Annotated in this window: 18 protein-coding genes and 1 other RNA gene; 8 read left to right on the top strand and 11 right to left on the bottom strand. The window is 60.2% G+C overall.

Features of this window, described 5'->3' with window-relative positions; all coding sequences use genetic code 11:
• The first annotated feature begins 1 nt into the window (after position 1).
• The 6 genes from JNM85_06770 to purD all read left to right on the top strand — a co-directional run bounded on the left by JNM85_06770 (position 2) and on the right by purD (position 5367).
• On the top strand, positions 2–1390 hold the full coding sequence (locus JNM85_06770; GenBank protein MBL8087757.1) for a hypothetical protein: 1389 nt from the start codon (positions 2–4) through the stop codon (positions 1388–1390).
• 63 nt (positions 1391–1453) lie between these two features.
• Positions 1454–1552, top strand: an RNA gene (gene ffs / locus JNM85_06765) — signal recognition particle sRNA small type.
• Between the two features lie 27 nt (positions 1553–1579).
• Positions 1580–3136, top strand: coding sequence for a DNA polymerase III subunit gamma/tau (gene dnaX, locus JNM85_06760; GenBank protein MBL8087756.1), 1557 nt, complete (start codon positions 1580–1582; stop codon positions 3134–3136).
• Between the two features lie 28 nt (positions 3137–3164).
• The gene (locus JNM85_06755; GenBank protein ID MBL8087755.1) at positions 3165–3515 is read left to right on the top strand and encodes a YbaB/EbfC family nucleoid-associated protein; all 351 of its coding nucleotides are present in this window, start codon (positions 3165–3167) and stop codon (positions 3513–3515) included.
• A gap of 5 nt (positions 3516–3520) precedes the next feature.
• Complete coding sequence (gene recR, locus JNM85_06750; GenBank protein MBL8087754.1) at positions 3521–4114, top strand: recombination protein RecR; 594 nt, start codon at positions 3521–3523, stop codon at positions 4112–4114.
• Positions 4111–5367, top strand: a complete 1257-nt coding sequence (gene purD, locus JNM85_06745; GenBank protein ID MBL8087753.1) for a phosphoribosylamine--glycine ligase — start codon at positions 4111–4113, stop codon at positions 5365–5367. The genes recR and purD overlap by 4 nt, the downstream gene beginning before the upstream one ends.
• Here the strand turns inward: purD and JNM85_06740 are convergent, their stop codons facing one another.
• The 4 genes from JNM85_06740 to JNM85_06725 all read right to left on the bottom strand — a co-directional run bounded on the left by JNM85_06740 (position 5368) and on the right by JNM85_06725 (position 10107).
• On the bottom strand, positions 5368–6759 hold the full coding sequence (locus tag JNM85_06740) for an endonuclease/exonuclease/phosphatase family protein (protein MBL8087752.1): 1392 nt from the start codon (positions 6757–6759) through the stop codon (positions 5368–5370). It lies immediately after the preceding gene.
• Positions 6760–6888: 129 nt separating this feature from the next.
• A complete protein-coding gene (locus JNM85_06735) occupies positions 6889–7278 on the bottom strand; it encodes a hypothetical protein (protein ID MBL8087751.1) in 390 nt (129 codons plus the stop codon).
• Positions 7279–7352: 74 nt separating this feature from the next.
• Positions 7353–8264, bottom strand: a complete 912-nt coding sequence (locus JNM85_06730; GenBank protein MBL8087750.1) for a DUF4434 domain-containing protein — start codon at positions 8262–8264, stop codon at positions 7353–7355.
• Positions 8265–8289: 25 nt separating this feature from the next.
• On the bottom strand, positions 8290–10107 hold the full coding sequence (locus JNM85_06725; GenBank protein ID MBL8087749.1) for a threonine--tRNA ligase: 1818 nt from the start codon (positions 10105–10107) through the stop codon (positions 8290–8292).
• A 146-nt stretch (positions 10108–10253) separates the two neighbouring features.
• On the opposite strand from JNM85_06725, the gene JNM85_06720 reads away from it, so the two are divergent.
• Positions 10254–11003 (top strand): hypothetical protein, encoded by a 750-nt coding sequence (locus JNM85_06720; GenBank protein ID MBL8087748.1) that lies wholly within the window; start codon positions 10254–10256, stop codon positions 11001–11003.
• Here JNM85_06720 and JNM85_06715 read toward each other — a convergent pair.
• A complete protein-coding gene (locus tag JNM85_06715) occupies positions 11000–11398 on the bottom strand; it encodes a hypothetical protein (GenBank protein ID MBL8087747.1) in 399 nt (132 codons plus the stop codon). The two genes, JNM85_06720 and JNM85_06715, sit on opposite strands and share 4 nt — an antisense overlap.
• Complete coding sequence (locus JNM85_06710) at positions 11399–12064, bottom strand: TIGR00266 family protein (GenBank protein MBL8087746.1); 666 nt, start codon at positions 12062–12064, stop codon at positions 11399–11401.
• 72 nt (positions 12065–12136) lie between these two features.
• Here JNM85_06710 and JNM85_06705 point away from each other — a divergent pair, with 72 nt between their 5' ends.
• Entirely contained in the window at positions 12137–13615 is a 1479-nt protein-coding gene (locus JNM85_06705; GenBank protein MBL8087745.1) for an MATE family efflux transporter, read from the top strand.
• Here JNM85_06705 and JNM85_06700 read toward each other — a convergent pair.
• The 5 genes from JNM85_06700 to JNM85_06680 form a co-directional block, all read right to left on the bottom strand.
• Positions 13612–14622: a putative sulfate exporter family transporter gene (locus tag JNM85_06700; GenBank protein MBL8087744.1), complete on the bottom strand. Its 1011-nt coding sequence runs from the start codon at positions 14620–14622 to the stop codon at positions 13612–13614. The genes JNM85_06705 and JNM85_06700 overlap by 4 nt on opposite strands.
• Positions 14619–15194 (bottom strand): cysteine dioxygenase family protein, encoded by a 576-nt coding sequence (locus tag JNM85_06695; protein MBL8087743.1) that lies wholly within the window; start codon positions 15192–15194, stop codon positions 14619–14621. The genes JNM85_06700 and JNM85_06695 overlap by 4 nt, the downstream gene beginning before the upstream one ends.
• A 13-nt stretch (positions 15195–15207) precedes the next feature.
• Positions 15208–16452: an aminotransferase class V-fold PLP-dependent enzyme gene (locus tag JNM85_06690; GenBank protein MBL8087742.1), complete on the bottom strand. Its 1245-nt coding sequence runs from the start codon at positions 16450–16452 to the stop codon at positions 15208–15210.
• Positions 16453–16483: 31 nt separating this feature from the next.
• The gene (locus tag JNM85_06685) at positions 16484–16870 is read right to left on the bottom strand and encodes a hypothetical protein (protein ID MBL8087741.1); all 387 of its coding nucleotides are present in this window, start codon (positions 16868–16870) and stop codon (positions 16484–16486) included.
• Between the two features lie 74 nt (positions 16871–16944).
• Complete coding sequence (locus JNM85_06680) at positions 16945–17844, bottom strand: hypothetical protein (GenBank protein ID MBL8087740.1); 900 nt, start codon at positions 17842–17844, stop codon at positions 16945–16947.
• Between the last annotated feature and the right edge of the window lie 99 nt (positions 17845–17943).

Below are 17943 nucleotides of genomic sequence, written 5' to 3'. Positions count from 1 at the left end.
GATGCGAAAGAACAGCAATGTCCTGAAGATGCTTGCGGCGGTCCTCTTTGTGGGGCAAGGCCTGATCCACAACTATGTGGTGCAGCCGCGCTGGGCCAAGGACTATGCGCCCAAGCAGACTGGCATCGCAGAAGGGCTCTCGCCAGATCAGTTGCTTGCGGCACTGGCGGGCTTCCGCGAGATGATCGCAGGCATCCTGTGGGTTCGTGCGGATTCGTTCTTTGACACGGGCAACTACGACGCGATCTTGCCGATCGTCCGGCTGGTCACCTGGCTGGATCCCAGCCAGATCGACGTCTACGCCACGGGTATGTGGCACATCGGCTACAACTTCACGGACGAAGAGCAGCGCTCCGACCGGCGCTATCTGCCGTCAGCGCTCGCTCTCGGCATGGAGGGTGCCAAGAACAACCCCGCGACGTACGAGATGTACTTCGAAACGGGTTGGATGTGGTACCACAAGATCGAAGACGACTTCGACCAGTCAGTGAATTGGTTTGAACAAGCCGGAACGAAGCAAGATATGCTCCCGGCGCGCCGAAACGTGCTGGCCAACGCCTACATGAAGGCAGGCAAGATCGATCGCGCGTTGGACTACTACTACAGTCTGCTCGACAAGGCCGAGCTTGCCCTGAAGAACGACAAGGACAACTTCCAGAACCGAACAAACCGCGATACGATCGAGAACAACATCGACACGATGCTCGTTCGCATGTCACAGCGCGGCTGGTTCACCCGCAACAACCCGGCGGAGAATCCGATCCCGGCCGACACGCAGCCTCCGTTCGAAACTGGGTTCTCGGTCCGCGCAACGGTCGTTGAAGCCAAGGTCATCCAGTTTGAAGGGACTTGGAATGTTTTGCCGGTTGGTACTCGAATTCGCGCAATCTTGCGCGATGAGGACTATCCGAACGCTTACCCGGGTTCGGTGCACTGGGAGAAAGACGCGACGACTGTAAATCTGGATCCGCCCCGCGATCGAACGTTCATGCAAGAACAGCTCTACGTGCGCAACCGCCAGTTCTTGAAGAAGGTGGACATGAGCAAGGACCCGACCATGTACCCCATGTCTCGGGACAAGTACGTGCTGGAGTTCTACTACAGCGCGCGCAACGCTCCTCCTCACATCCAAGATAAGTTTGGTTGGAACGGTGAAGGGTTCACAGACAAAAACTTCTTGAACCTCGACGCACGACCGGGCGTAAGAGTGATGTACACGTCGTTCACGATGACGCGCGATCAGCTGCTGCGACGTGGCGAGTGGGCCGAGAAGACCCCGGTCATCCAGACCCCGAACTTCGTCGAGCTCAACCGATCGAACCTCAACAAGGACATCATCAACGTGCCAGGACTTCTGTCAGAGCCGAGCGTCGTGAAGCCCGGAAACTGACGGAATCAAGTAATCTCAGTAAGAGAAGGGACGCGGTCCCAGCGATGTGTCCACGCGGCACATCGCCGGGAACTGCGCGGCAGCAGGCCGGTGAACTCCGCCAGGACCGGAAGGTAGCAACGGTAAGTCGAACCTCTGTGCGATGCATTCTTCCCGGCGTTCCTTCTCTTTGATTTTTAGGACTGACCATTGGCCCACATTGCCCTCTACCGAAAATATCGCAGCCAGACGTTTGGCGATCTTGTCGGCCAGCAGCATGTGGTACGCACCCTGCAAAACAGTCTGAAGTCCGATCGGATCGGGCACTCGTACCTTTTCACCGGGCCGCGTGGAACGGGCAAAACCAGCACCGCTCGCCTCCTTGCCAAGGCGCTCAATTGCGAAACGGGACCTTCGAGCGAGCCATGCAACACCTGTGACCATTGCGTGGCGATCACCGCGGGCACGTGTTTCGACGTTTTCGAGATGGACGCCGCGAGTGAATCGACGGTGGACGATGTCCGCGAAAAGATCATCGCGGCAAGCGAGTACAAGCCGGCGGCGTGCCGGTTCAAGATTTTCATCATTGACGAGGTTCACGATCTGTCAGCCAAAGCGTTCGATGCGCTGCTGAAGACCATCGAAGAGCCGCCCCAGCACATCGTCTTCATCCTCGCAACTACGGAGTACAGCAAGGTCCCTCCCACTATCCGTTCGCGGTGCCAAAAGTACGAGTTTCACCGCGCGACATTGGGCGATCTGACGACGCGGCTCGACCATGTCTTGAAGGCAGAGGGTGTCGGCGCGGACCCGGGAGCGATCGCGGCGATTGCGCGCTTGGCGGACGGTGGATACCGTGACGCATTGACGCTGTTGGAGCAGGCCATCCTGTCTGCAGACGGACATCTGACAGCAGAGAAGGTGTATGACCAACTCGGGCTGATTCCCGATGACGAGGTGGACGCGGTACTCGTCGCGATTGGGGACGGCAATGTGCCCGACTTACTCTCAAAGCTGGACGCACTGAATGCGGCCGGACGCGATCCTCGATCGATCTTGGAGTCGCTGCTGCACAGAACGAGCGACCTGACTCGGGTGCTCTTTGGCGTCGATAGTTCGGGGACGGTGGATGCGAGCGCGCAGGCATCGATGCACGCGACCGCCTCGAAGCTGGGCAAGGACAATTTAGCGCGGATTCGCCGTATGATCGCGGATTCGCAGCGTTCCGTCCGGGAGGTCTCGCTGCCTCGATTGTGGTTGGAGGCCGAACTTGTAGGGCTGGCCAATCCGCAGCCGCTGCCCGTTGCCCCTGTGCCCGCGCACGCACCTGCGCCCGCAAAGCGCGCCGCAGAGACGACGGCGGTCGTGGAGGTCGCTGCTCCCAAGCCTGTGGCGAAGCCAGCACCTGAGCGAACGTCCAGCGACCCGCACGAAGCCGCATGGCTGAAGACCATTGACACCATCGGCTTGACTTCTAAGGCTGCCGCCTTGCGGTTGCAACGAACCCGGATTCTATCTGCGACCAACGGCGTTGTGACGATCGGTTTTGAGCGGTCGATGGACCTGGAGTGGGTGCGCGAGAAGCCCAAGTTCTTGCCGCTGCTCGAAGACACTTGGGCCAAGTGCCGCCCCGAAGGAGATCAGAAGTTGACGCTTGCCGAGGACACGGGCTCTACGGGCCCGGTCATCGAGGAGGCGATCATGGACGTGCCCGCCGAGGGCGAGCGGCTGAAGAAGCTGGTCGAGGACGAACTGAAGGACCTTTGAACTTCGCGAGAGTACAATACCAAGACTCATGAAGCTTCCTAAGAATTTCGGATTTGGCGCGCCAAACATGGCGGACATGATGAAGCAAGCCCAGTCGGCGATGGACCGGGCAAAGAACCTTGAAGACGAGCTGGCAGGCGAGTCGTTCGAACTCGATAAGGGCCCGATCAAGGTGACCTTTGACGGACGTGGAGCGATGACCGGGCTCAAGATCGTGGACAAGTCGGTGGTAGATCTGGACGACCTGGAGATGCTTGAGGACATGATTGTCGCGGCGGCGCGTGATGGCTTCCAGAAGGCGACGGAGATCCGGCAGAAGAAGGTCGATGAGATCATGCCGAACATGCCCGATATCCCCGGTCTCAAGGGCCTGATCTAATTCGGATGCTGTTTGCCAAGCCGCTGGCCGAGCTCATAGGTCAGTTAGAGCGGCTGCCTGGGGTCGGCCCGAAATCTGCTCAACGGTTGGCGTACCACGTCCTGCGGATGCCCGGAGATGACGTTCGGCGGCTCGCCGAGGCGCTCATCAGCGCGTCCGAAAAGCTTCAGCATTGCGAGGTCTGCCAGAACGTGGCCGAAGGTCCGCGCTGCGAGATCTGCATGGACTCTAGTCGCGACACGAGCACGCTGTGCGTGGTGGGCGAGTCCCGCGATGTGGCGGCGCTGGAGCGGCTGAACGAGTTTCGGGGCGTTTATCACGTCCTGCACGGGTTGCTAGACCCGATGAGCGGGGTTGGCCCCGAGCAACTGCGCATCCGCGAGCTCCTTGCTCGGCTGCATGGGACCGTCACCGAGATCATCTTGGCCACGAATCCCACCCTGGAAGGCGATGCGACTGCGCTGTACCTTAGCCGCCAGCTCAAGCCGATGGGCATCAAGGTCACCCGACTGGCGCACGGGATGCCCATAGGCGGTGAACTTGACTTTGCGGATTCGGCGACGCTGCTTAGTGCACTGGAGTATCGGCGCGAGCTATGAGCCAGCCTCGCGTGCTGGTCATCGGCGGCGGAGGGCGCGAGCACGCGCTGGCTTGGAAGCTAGCCCAAGAAGCTGAGATCCTTGCCGCGCCGGGCAATCCAGGCATCGCGGCGCAGGGTGAATGTTTCTCGGTCGCGGCGAAGGACTCTGTGGGACTAACCACTCTGGCTGATCGGTTGCGTCCGGATCTTGTGGTGGTAGGCCCGGAGGATCCGCTGGTGGACGGTCTTGCGGAGCATCTCCGGACGAGCGGCCACGCGGTCTTTGGACCGGGGGCAGACGGGGCGAAGCTCGAAGCGAGCAAAGCTCACAGCAAGGCTGAGATGGCTGCGGCCGGTGTCCCGACGGCGCACTTTCAGTCGTTTACTGATGCCGGGGCCGCTCTGGAGTTCGCCATGTCCCGATTTGATGCTGGCCGTGGGGTCGCGGTCAAAGCCAGCGGCAACGCACTCGGGAAGGGGGTTGTGGTTTGCGATTCTCTCGATCAAGCAGAGGACGCCATTGGAGCGATGCTCGTCGAAGGAGAGCTGGGGGAAGCGGGCCGGACGGTGGTCGTCGAAGATCGGCTCGTGGGGCGCGAGTTCAGCTTACTTACGGTCGTCAGTGGGGAGGACCTTGTCAGTCTGCCCGTGGCTCAAGATCACAAGCGCATCTTTGATGGTGATCGCGGACCCAACACCGGCGGAATGGGGACTCACTCGCCCGTCTCGTGGTTGGAGCACGGCTGGGTCGAGCGCGCGGAGGCCGAGGTCGTTCGGCCCATACTTGCACGCCTGCGATGCCAGGGGATTGATTACCGCGGAGTGCTGTTCAGCGGGCTCCTGGTCGAAGACGGGAAGCCGTACTGCCTGGAGTACAACGTACGCTTTGGTGACCCCGAAACCCAAACGGTGCTGCGACGGGTGGGCGCGGGATTCTATGAGTTGCTTCATTCCGCAGCGACAGGATCGCCGCTGCCGGAAATCGAAGTGCTTCGACAGGCTGCTTGCACGGTCGTACTCGCGAGCGCGGGCTATCCGGGCAAGGTGAAGGCCGGGTTCCCGATCACGATCGGCGAGATGCCCACAGGAGTGCAGCTCTTCCACGCAGGTACTGCGCTTGAAGCCGGGCAGATCGTCACCAAAGGCGGGCGGGTGCTGGGTGTTTCCGCGGTTGGCTCAGACCTGGCGGCTGCGTGCGCTGAGGCATACACGGCGGTCGCCAACATCCACTTTGAAGGGATGCAGTTTCGCCGGGATATCGGCGCGTCCTGATCAGTCTTGGAAGCGCCGCTTTTTGGGTGGTGTCCACCCAAACTTCTCCACAACGATTGCTTGCCACTGGATGACTCTCGTCGGTGTCTCGGTCGTATCTCCGGTGATCGTCAACGTGCCGGAACGGATGCCCGGGGTCGAGGTGTTCAACGTGATATTGGAAACGGTTCCGTTGCCCGGGGTCGCGACCTGCGTCCCTACGGGCGCGGAGATTCCGGTGCTCGGGGTGAAGGAGTACTTCAGATCTGCGAGCCCGGCCGCGGTCCAGAGGGCGGTGTTGCCCGAGTTCGTGACCGTGATCGGCGCGCTCACGCTGGCACCCTGATCGACAATGCCGAAGTCGATGAAGTTGGTCGAAACCGTCATCAGTGCGGGTAGTTTGAGATCCAGCATCACGGGCAAGTGGCCGTTGCCATTGACCGAGTTGACGAGGGCCTGGGCGATGGTCGGGCCCACCATCGTGTTCGTGGCTGGGTTGAGCGGAACATCGAATGTAGTGCCGTCGTTTCCCCAACAGCGATACGAGTGGTTAGGATCGTTCCAAGTGGTCGAACTGTAGGGGATGGTCAGGCTACCGATATAGTCAAAACCCGCGCCGTCGCGCAGCTGACCGCAAAGCAAAATTTGGTCGTGGCGACTGTCCATCTGGGTTGATGGCTCTTGGGTGTGGATCGTCTTGAACGAGCTCGAGTTCTCCCAAGTCCCGGGGCGCATAATCGGGTCAAATGCTCGTCCAGCATTGTTCGCCTTGCTAACTGTCATCTCAACGTATGCATCCTGGGTGCTTGCTTGGACGTTGAAGTCACCGCAAATGACGAACTGCCAGTCGGCCGGAAGCGATTCCGCATTGGTTCGGATGTATTGGGCTTCAAGCAGCCGCCGGGCCAAACTTGCGGAGTCGGTCCCCGACTTCATGTGATTGGAGTAGATTGCCAGCGTGGCAGCGCTGGCCGAGTACCCGATCGGGCGGACGTCGTATCGGATGCAGTCTCGAGGAGGGAACGCGGTATTGGAAGTCGCCTTGAAGAATCGCGTCGCACCGAGGAACTGGACCTTGCTGGTCCGGTAGAAGAAGCCGCTCTGGGTGTCATTACCTGGAACAATCCACGGTGCCGCCGCCCAATCGCCGGGGCTGCCGGGGGCAGTGTTCAGGATACTGAGATAGTTCGTAACGCCCGATGAGGACGTAAGTTCCTGAACAGCGAGAACGTCTGGCGCAAATTTGCGCCCCTGGTACTCACCGTAGAGCGCAGTCTGGAAGTCGGCGACGCGCCCGCTGGAGTAGTTGGTGATGTTCCACTGGCCGACGCGCAACTGCGCAAGCGCAGGGCCAGCTCCCAAGACACCGGCGCACAACAACGCCGTTAAACAACGAATGGATTTCGTGATCATATGCTCCCGCGGTCCCTCTATTTTGACAGACTCGTTAGAGTAGGACCACCGGTGCTTTCGCGGGGTTCGCACAAAACCGAAAAAAGGGGGGCGCAGAGCCCCCATCTTTTAGCCGAGTTTGATGCCGCGCTACTCGCCGCGGGCCCCGCCACGGTCTCCGCCTCCGCCTCCACCAACAGGGCCACCTCCCATCGGTCGTTGGGGTGGCAAGTTGACCTGCGCGACGACCTTCAAATCGCTGGACAGTTTGATCAGTTGGTCACCGCGAAGGACGTACACCCAGTTGCCGTCCACCTCGAGCTGAGGGCCAGATCCCATCATCATCATGCGGCCAGGCATCTGGCCCTCGCCACCGCCCTGACCCATGCCATCGATCTGCGGCGGGAGTCCGCCTTGGCCGCCTACTTGCGGTTGGCTCTCCATGTTGTCCGACTGAGCAAAGGACGGGGCCGAAAGCACACCCACCATGGCGAGCAAAGCGATTCCGCCGACGAACATACCGGTATTGCGTGTTGACATAGCGTCTCCTCGGACAGAAAGAGTCCGTCCCAACTGCAGTGACGCAACCGACCGGCAAAAAGATCAGTGGGTGCTCAATCGATTTCGATGCCGAGGTGCTCCGCGTACCGGCGGAAGAGGTTGTGAGCCGCGGGATAGCATGAGTTTGGCGACATGAAGTGCGGAAACTCAAACGTGATGATCTTCTCGGCGATTTGGCTTGCGGCCTCCATTTTGAACCTGAGGTATCGCCAATCGGCGGGTGGGAACTTGATCGGCATGTCTCGGTCGAACGTCTCGAGATTGCTCCAGATTGTCACGCCGTATTTCTTCCCAATCTCGCCGATGCCGCGCACGAACTCTGGCAGTTCTTGGTAGTGCACCTGGCCGTCCTGGAATGCGCAGATATCGTATGCGCTCCGTGTCTCGCTGAAGATTCGGTCCCAGTGGTCAAAGCTCTCTTCGAGCGTAAAGGCGTTCTCACCGAGCTGCTTCGCCCCCTGAGGGTAGGGCGAGATGAGGGTCGGTACTGGTGCGAGCGATTTGCAGTGATTCCCGATGTGGTTGAACAGCTCGATGATGTGGGCGTCGTTCTTTCCCGTTTCGTGGGTTAGGTACCAGCCTTGGAAGCTGGGGTGATGGCCATATCGCTCATACGCTTCGTCCAGGAAGAGCTTGTTGATGTCGACCTCTTTCCACCACGTGCGCCGCCACCAATGGTAGCCGCTATCGTACGTGCCGAAGAAGACCTTTAGCCCGAACTCGTCGGCGGTGGAGTAGATGATTTCGCCGATGTCCTCGTAGACAGGGAGCAGATCTGGCAAGCATTTCGCTTGGAAAATGCACTTATTGCGGTAGCCCGCGCGAATGATGATGAGCGTGTCGATTCCGATCTTCGAGTACAGCTCAAATTCGCGTCGCCACTCTTTCGGGCCCCAATTTTGGCTTGGGATGTCGTGGGTGATTTCGTCGATGAACGTGCCAGAAATGGGAAGAATGGAGGGCATGTCACCCCCCATTCTACATGCGCAGTCAGATCTCTGACTTGATGCGCTCGACCGCTTCGGCGAGGGTCATGGCCCCGAGGTCCCCCTCGTCGCCGCGGATTCGCACGCCGACCGTTCCCTGCTCAATATCCCGATCTCCGATAATGAACATGTAAGGGATCTTCATGCGGGAGTTCTCGCGGATCTTCTTACCGATCGTCTCGCGTCGGTCATCGACTTCCACACGGAGCTTGACACCGAGGTCGCCTTCGTGCCCGCGAAGTTGCTTCGCAAGCGCGTGGCAATGCTGGTTGTGCCGGTCTGCGATCGGCAACAGCGCGACCTGGACAGGTGCGAGCCACAGCGGGAACGCGCCTGCATACTGTTCGGTGAGCAGCCCAATCATGCGTTCCAATGAACCGAACGGCGCGCGGTGGATCATGACGGGGCGGTGAGGCTTGCCGTCCTCCGCGATGTACTCAAGCTCGAACCGCTCTGGCAGGTTGTAGTCCACCTGGACGGTGCCCATCTGCCAGTCGCGGCGGAGGGCATCCTTGATGATGATGTCCAGCTTGGGGCCGTAAAACGCAGCATCGCCCGGCGAGATCTCATACTGCAAGCCGAGCTTGCTGCACGCGTTGATGATCGCATGGGTGGCCTTGTCCCAGTTGTCCTGGTGGCCGATGTACTTGTCGCTCTTCGGATCGCGGGTACCGACGCGCACGCGGAAGTCGCTCAGACCGAGACGGTTCAGGACTGTCTGCATGAGCTCTACGACCCCGACAAACTCGTCCTCCAGCTGCTCGGGGGTCACGAAGACGTGGGCATCGTCCTGGGTAAAGCCGCGGGCGCGGAGAATTCCGGCCACCTCGCCGCTCTGCTCGTACCGATAGACCGTTCCAAACTCGGCGTAGCGCACTGGCAGGTCGCGGTAGCTCCGCATCTGAGATTGATAGATCTCGATGTGGAACGGGCAGTTCATCGGCTTTAGGATGAAGGTCTCTTTCTCCTCGTCCTCCATGAACGGGAACATCTTCTCGCGGTAGTTGATGATGTGGCCCGACTTCTCGTACAGCTTGATGCTGGCAAGATGCGGCGTCACGACCGGTTGGTAGCCGCGCTTGAGCTGCTCCTCCTTCAAAAATTCCACGAGCGTCTCGCGCAGGGTGGCACCCTTGGGCAGCCACAGCGCAAGACCCGTACCAACACGCGGTGAGAACATGAATAGGTGCAGCTCGCGCCCGAGCACACGGTGATCTCGCCGCTTCGCCTCTTCCAAGAAGTGCAAGTACTCTTCGAGCTCTTCCTTGGATTCAAATGCGGTGCCGTAGATGCGCGTGAGCTGCTTGTTCTTGACGTCGCCGCGCCAGTAAGCACCGGCAATGCTCATGAGCTTGAAGTGCTTGATCTCGGCGGTCGATTCTACGTGGGGACCTCGGCAGAGGTCCACGAACAGGTGTTCTTTTCCTTGCTTGTCCGTCGCGCGTTGCTCGAAGAAAGTGATTTCGTCCCCAGCTGGTATCGCCTCCAGAAGCTCAAACTTGTACGAGACGGAGTCCGGGCCCTGACCATTCGCGCAGTCCTCAAGGATGATCCGCTTTGCGCCGTCTCGGTCTGCTGCAACTCGGCGCACGATCGGCTGCTTTAGGTTTCCGAGCTCGCGCATCTTCTGCTCGATCTTGCCTAGGTCCGTCTCTTGGATCGGATCGGCAAAATCCACATCGTAGTAGAAGCCGTTTTCAACTGGAGGGCCAATCGTGAGCTTGGCGGTGGGAAAGAGCTCGAGGATGGCTTGGGCCATCAGGTGGGCGGCGGAGTGCCGCAATCGATATAGTTTCGATTCTTCGTAAGCAACGGAGTTCATAGCTTGGTTCCTCCCTAACAATGGGAATGGGTTGTCAGAGGGTAGGATACCAGCTACCAGATTGGCAACCCAACCCCCGATAATAGTGCTGGGTCATTCGCACTTTTGCGAACACTGCTGATCCGACCAAAGTCTCACATGCAGTCATGAAGTCTTTCATTGCGGCGCTCAGCCTCGCGTTGAGCGCAGTTGCCTCCGCTCAGACCGCGACTCAGGTCATGAGCTCGGCGATGTCACGGTTCGCCGCGAATGAGCGAATCGGCATGGAGCAGGCGGGCAGCATCGTCACCGGCGGCAACCGGGTCAACTTCTCCGTCGTGGCGTACTTCATGCAGGAGCCGGCCTCCAAGGACAGCACCGCGTTTCTCGACGCCACATTCTTTCGCAATGGCCAAGTCGTGACGCGAGTAGTGGGTGACGGGGTCGAACTATGGAAGTTCAACCCTGCTCGGAACGAGTTTTCCGCTTCGAAGTACGGCGACACGGTCGGTCATCCGACCACCCTGCTGGCCTCTCAATCGCAACAGCATTTTCGTGGCGAGTCCGCGATCATCGCGCGGCTCTTCGCCGACTCCTGGCTGACGAGTCGCACGAAATCCGGTGCATGGATGCCGTACGTTCCGCTCGGTGAGACTTGGGTGGAGTTCAACGACGACAAATCGCTAGCAACGGTGAACGTCGAAGCGGGCAAGCCCGTGCACACTTCGATGCGCTACGAACTCAGCGCGGACGGGCCGGGCTGGAGGCTCGACCGGATTGACTACCGTCGCGACGACAAGCGCGGAACCGAAGCTCGCTCCACAGAGTGGACGGTTGATCTGTACGAAATGAGCTCGTTCGGTCCCGAGGTGAACTTCCGCTTCTCGCCGCCCAGGGGCGCGGTCAGATCGCGCTAACGCAGCCGGTCCGCCATTTTCCCCCACACGTCTTCATTCGGCAGTCCGACGCAACCCAGCGTGCCAGCGAGGCCAAACATGGGTGCCCGCACCTCCAAGGGCGGATCGGGGCAGAGCACGGTCAAGCCATGCTCGCTCGCAGGGATCAGTAGTTTGACTTCCTCCGGATCGAATGGACCAAACAGCCACGCCACGACCGGAACTGCACCGCCGAACTCGCCATGGCACAGTTGCCGCCAAGTCCTGATATGGAGCACAGCCCCAAGCTCCGTTGCACCGACTTGGAGGGCACGCGGGCTCACCACCATGTTTTCGCCTAGGAGGCTGACCCCGCGCCACGAAGGGAACGAAGCAAGCTCAATCGTGTGCGGCGAGTACGCCTTTCGCCAAAGCATCTAGCCGCTAGGAGCGACCTGTCGCACCCAGCCAGCGAAGCCGGAGGGGGTGCGAGTCTGGACATACACCACGCCTGGACCCGTGAGCTGGACCACGAATCCTTCGCCCGATTTCAGACTGCCCAGCAGCGACTTGTTCACGGTGCGGACCTCGTAGCCCATCCCTTCCGAGAACGCCACGATGTGCCCTGAATCGACGATGTACGGCTGGCCGGGCATGAGTTGCACCGGGTGAATTGCGCCGAACGCGTTGGCAAGCAATGTCCCCACCCCGGTCACTCGGAGCAGGAAAAGCCCCTCGCCGCCCAAGAACGCGCGACCGCTCGCCTGTGTCGTAAGCTCAAGCTGAGTGTCGCAGGCCAGGAACGATCCGCTCTGCACCATCAGTCCCCCTTGAACTTCGACGCCGAGGATGTCGCCTGGCAGAGTCGGCGCGAGAAGCACTTCGCCTGGTCCGGTGGTCGCCGAGAAAGTGGACTGGAACAGGCTCTCGCCGCCCAGCAAACGGCCCAGCGCTTTGCCGATCCCGCCTTGCATCTTGCTATCCAGGTTGATGCTGGGAGACATGCTCATCATGGCCCCGGCTTCGGCCCGAATACTCTGACCTGGATCGAGCATGACGCGCGCGATGGCGAAAGATGGTTGATACAGCAGTTCGTATCGCATGGCAACTCGATTGTGACCGATGCGGGACCTTTGGGGGTATTCGTTAACGTAGACTAGGGGTGGAGTGTTTGCTTGTCCGTCGTAGCATCATCTGAACCCGGCCAGGAGGGCCAAGAACGTCTTGTTCGGACCGTCTGGGCCTTTGCCTGGCCCGCGGTCGCTCTGAATTCTCTCCAAGTTCTAAACAACTTGTTGGACCGATTCTTCATAGGTCACTTGGAGCAGTCGGCATTGAGCGCCCAGAGCGCAGCAATGAACTTGACGTTCTTGCTGTTTTCGTTGGCGATGGCGGTGGCCACCGGTGCGACCGCACTGGTAAGCCGTGCTTATGGCGCAAAGGATGTCCCCGAATACCGAGCAGCGGCGCAGCAGTCTCTCAATCTGGCAGTAGTGACCTCTGTGATCTTGGCGTTGCTGAGTTTTATGCTCACGCCCTTTGTGGGGCACTACGTCTTGCCCGCCGATGCGGATCGTGGACGCGAGCTCATGGTTCAGTACGTGGCGATGTTTGCCCTCGGCCTCCCAGCGATCTACATCATCCAAACGCTGGCCGCGTGCCTGCGAGGCGTGGGGGATACCAAGAGCCCGATGGTGATCTCGGGCCTGCAGATCGCACTCCACATTCTTCTGAACTTCGTCATGATCTTTCCGGCGCGTCCCGCGACGTTCCTCGGCGCACACTTCATGCTGCCGGGCGTGGGGCTCGGGCTTCCCGGTGCGGCGGTCGCCATGACCATCAGCGCATGGTTGTCGGCGGTCGTATACGTGGTGTACTCACGCCGCACGCCATTGGGGAACTTGCTCTCGATCCGATTGCCCCGTCGCGATTGGGCGGCGAGGATCCTTCGGATTTCGATCCCGAGCGCACTCATGTCGTTCCTGCGCGTGCTCTCGCTGACCGCGTTCACCGTGATCATCGCTAAGTCGGTCAACGGCGAGCCAGCGATCGCGGCGATGGGAGTCGCATTCGCGGTGGAATCGATCATGTTCATGCCTGCGTTTGGACTGTCGATGGCTACGTCTGCGCTCGTTGGTCAGAGCCTGGGCGCAAAGAAGCCCGACCGCGCCGAGCGGGTGACCTGGGTTGCGGCGCACAGCGGTGCGCTTGTCATTGCCGCGCTCGTCGTCCCGATCTACCTCTACTCTCCGCTCGTCGCGAAGACCATGATCTCTAGCGAGCCCGTGTCAATCCGAGCTGAGTCGAAGCGGGTTGAGCCAGTCGTGGCACGGCCCGACGAGTTGGCAGGGAAGCAGAAAACCCGCGAGGAAGCAGTAAGCCTGATCCGCTGGTTGTGTCTCACCGAGGTCCTCTTTAGTTACGCGATGATTATGATCGGCGCAATGCAGGGGGCTGGCGATACGGTCCGACCGGTCTGGATTACCATATGGTGTCTTTGGTTGTTGCGGGTGCCGCTCGCGTGGCTCCTAGTCCATCCGATTGCCATGGGCCCGACCGGCGCGTGGATCGCGATGAGCCTGAGCCAAGCGATCCAAGGCGCGATGGCCATTGTTGTGTTTCGGCGGGGACAGTGGAAGACGCAGCAAGTCTAGCGGTGCCCAAGCATCATGATGAGCGGCACCGACACGGCGATCATGAGCACCCACTGGATGAGCGCAAGATACACGGGTCGCCAGCCTGCCTTCACTAGGTCGCCAAACCCGGTTTGAAGGCCTACTCCGGCCATGCCGATGCTCAAAACGAACGGGACGAAGGGCTCAAACTGAGTCTTGAGTAGCGATTCGATCCCCAGCGATGGAGCCGCAGTGCGTAGAGCGGCGAGTAGGAGGAATGCGGTGACGAACCACGGTAACAGCGGTGTCTTGGTTTCACCCGTCGAGTGTCCCTGGCGACGCAGCCACAACCCAAGTCCAAAGATGATCGGAGCGAGGAGCGCAACGCGCGCTAGCTTGGCAACCGTTGCGGTGCCCTGGGCATCTGAGCCCATCGCTGCGGATGCGGCGACGACTTGGGCCACCTCGTGGAGCGTCGCCCCACAGAAGAGCCCGTATGCGAAACTGCCAACGCTGAAAACGTGGGAGAGCAACGAGTAGAGGACGATGCCGATCGTCCCCCAGAGGGTGACGATCCCGAGACTGGCGGCGGTGTCCTTGTGCTCCGCTTGGACTACCGAGTCGGCGGCGACGATGGCCGACGCACCGCACACTGCACCACCGGTCGCCAAGAGCAAGCCTAGCGAGCGCTCGACGCCCATCCGCTGAGCGAGCCAAACGCCACCCGCCATGCCGACGGCGGTTGTGATACCCACCACAATGAGCGCGGGACCGCCGATCTCGGCGAGCGCGCCGAGGCTCAGCTTGATCCCGAGGCAGGCGACCCCGATGCGAAGCATCGGTTTCTGGCACCATTTGATGCCCGGACCTAACATTTCGGGAAGCTGAGTGGTCGAGGCGATCGCCATCCCGAGGAGAATCACGATGAGGAGCGGACTCCAGTGGAGGGTCTGCATGACCCAGGGGAGACCGGCGAGCCAAACCGCGGCGATGGCGAGCCCGGTGGCGAAAAGTACACCCGGAGCAAGCTTTTGGAGGGCGGTCACGCCGTATAGCCTAGCTCGCGGCGCACGCGCTTGAATCCTCCTTCGACAGGCTCGAAGATGTGGCACCAAGTGAGTTCGTGACCGTAGATGTGCATGGTGATCGAAGCGGTGTCGGGGAGTGCGTTTGAGATCGTGTGGTAGTCGAACGGCGGGATGAGCGCGCCTGCATTGCCGATTCCGGCGAGGACCTCTTTGGCCTTCTCGAATTGGAAGGTTCCTTCCTCTGACTCGCTCTTGAGATCGTAACTCTGGACCCTGATCTGGCCGCGGTAGACGCACTCCACGCACCACTCACCCGCGTGGTCGTGCAGGTAGGTGCCTTGGCCGACGTTCCAGACCATCATCACGATACTGTAACGCCCGGCCGGGTCGCGGTGCAGGAGGTGTCGGGCGTAGGATGTCTCGCATGGCCGCAGATACTCGGCGGGAATAAGGTCTCGCCCCGAGTGGAAGAGCTCTTCGAGCAGATCCTTCACACGGTGACATCGTGCGGTCGTACAGTCGATCTCGACCGCGGCATCGACTTCGGCCAGGAACGCTTGGAGCTCGGGACACAGGGAACTGCTCATCATTGAACCTCAGCGGCTATTGTACTGCGCCTTCCAAGATCGACCCAAGTGCTTTCAGCAAACGCTCCACCTCGTCAGGGGTGTTCGTGTGGACGGCGCTGATCCGGACGACGCCTTGGACGAGATCCAAACCAAGCGCCTCGCACAGCCGATAGGCGTACATGTGCCCGTACTTGACGCCGAATCCACGATCACATAGCGCCGTCGCGATGGTCTCACTGCTCAGCCGGTTGTGAACGAAGCTGATCGTCGGGTGCCGCTCGGAAGGGCTCGTCGGGCCGATGATGCGCAGGTCGTCCCGGAGCTTCAGCCAAGCAAGCATGTGTTCGGTCAGGGGTTGCTCCAAAGCGTGCATCGATTTGAACGACTGCGCGACTCGTTCCCGGTCGCTGCTCGCTTCCGGAGCGAGTGTTCGTAAGTACTCGCGAAGCCCAAGAATTCCGGCGAGCAGTTCGTACGGAAGACAGCCCAGCTCGAATCGGTTCGCCCACTCGCCGGGCAGGTTGAAGAAGTGGTTCGGACCGTCGATCTTCTCCAGGCATTCGTTGCGAATCCACATCGCACCGACGTGTGGACCATATACCTTGTAGTGGCTGAAGGCGCAGAAATCCACATCCCACTCTACAACCGATAGCGGCTCGTGGGCCGCGCTCGCCACCGCATCGACCACCGTCCATGCACCCACACCACGTGCCAAGCGGCTGACGGCGGCGCAGTCTTGCACGTCTCCGAGCAGGTTGCTGGTTCGCGGATAGCAGATCAGTCGAGTGCGGTCGCTCAGAAGGGGAACAAGCCCATCGGGTCCGTACACGCCGGTCTCGGGATGGACCTCCCACCACCGGATTTTCACGCCGAACTCCTGCAGCCGAACAAACGGGCCGACGTTCGACTCGTGGTTTGCCACCGCGATGACGATCTCGTCACCGGGCCGGAGCGTGGGGCGGATGGATTGCGCGAGGGTATGGAAGTGGGAACTCGCCGACTGAGCGAAAGCGACTTTGCCTCTTCCGGCACCCCCGAACAGGTCGTTCACGAACGCATGAGCCTCCGCATTGACGGCAGATGCTTGGAGGCTGGCGGGGTAGCTGGCACCGGTCTGTGCGTACGATTCGAGCAGGAATGAGTGGATCGCCTCGATGACGCTGGTCGGGACCTGGGAGCCGCCCGCGTTCTCAAAGAAAGCAAAGTCAGATGCGAGGGCGGGGAACTGCGCTCGCGCTTGGGCGCGCACAGCTGCGAGGGAGTCGGTGCTACTCAGCATCGTCCGAGAGTACCGGGTTTAACCGACGGGCTCAGTTCAGGAGGGCTTGAGTGGCGGCGATCTCATGCGCCACGTAGTTCGGCATCCGGTTCTCGATGTAATCAGGGCCGTTCTCACCGACTTTGACGACGTACCAGGGCCGGCTGAGATCAAGCATCGCGGGGTTGTCAAATCGGATGAGGCGCTGAAGCGTTTTGCGTCCCATGTGGCGCAAAGAAGACTCTAACCGAAGGGCTTCGTCGAGCGTCATACATTGTCGAACGAACAACAGCTGGTCCACACCGAGGACCCAGCCCGCAGGAACGACCGAGCGCTCTTTGAACTGGCGCATTGTTACGAGAAGATTGCGGCTGGTGCCGATGTGAAGAGCGCCGACAGAATTCGACGCAATGTAGACGTACACGGGTTGAAACATCATCGTCCCCCACGTAGTGATGTGTGTGATTAGTCTAATTATAGGGCAATAGTGCGCAAATGCCCGTATTTTTTGCACTATTTCTTGCGGCGACACATCAGCGCCGCAAGGCCCAGACTCAAGGCCGCCCACGCCTCGGGCTCGGGAGCGACGACGTTGGCCAGTCCCCAGTTGCCGGTCGGTGCGGTCATTCCCGAGATCGTGGTGCTCGTGGTCGCGATGAGTGACGTCACTGCAGCGAACTCGGTGATCTGCAAGCCAGTGCCGCCGCTGTTCGTGCCGACGCAGTAGATCGCGTTGTGTCCTGTCACCATCGAAGGAATAAGGTCCGCACCCGAGAAGAACCCGCTGAGGGATTGATTCGCCGTCGCTGAAATGGTGAACCCGTCGTTCATCGAGACCCGATGGATGTTCAGGTTCGATGCATTGGTGCGAAACACGAACGAGAAGAACGGAGAGCCGCCGTTGTTTAGCCAGTACGTGGGTTGGCCAATCGGATCATTTATCGAAGTGCTTGACGCCGGTATCAGCGTTGACGCGCTGCCAACCTGCGCATAGCTGGAATCGTAAAGCGTGGTGACGATATCCCCTGTTGCATTTCTTCCGATGCCGCGAAATCTCCCGCCCCCTACCTTAACGAGATGGCTGAGTGTCACGCCTGCGGGAAGGGCCGTTGACCCAACGAGCCCCAGGTTAGAATTTAGGATCGAAATCTGGGTGCCCGCAATGACGAGGTACGGGGAGGCCGCGTTGCCGGTAATGACTGAGCTCCACGTCCCGAGATTGGTGAACTTCCCCCGCTCGCCAGTTGAATAGTTCAACTGCCGCGTTCCGTACGTTGCGGTGACCACTGCCATCGGATCGCCTGCGACGGCTGCCACATGGCGTGGAGCGGAGTACGCGATTTGGCCAAGCGAGATCCCGGCTACCGGGTCGTAGCGCAAAATACGGTTGTTCGCCGTATCTGGGATGAGCATTAGGTCGAAGGAAGCAATGGCTGATGTAACGGCAATAACGCCCGACACAACACACAAAAACCGATATCCCATTTGCAAATAGTACGGTAGTTTTTGTGT

The sequence above is a fragment of the Chthonomonas sp. genome (assembly GCA_016788115.1).
GTDB lineage: Bacteria > Armatimonadota > Fimbriimonadia > Fimbriimonadales > Fimbriimonadaceae > UBA2391.
This window is presented reverse-complemented; position numbering and strand designations above follow the sequence as displayed.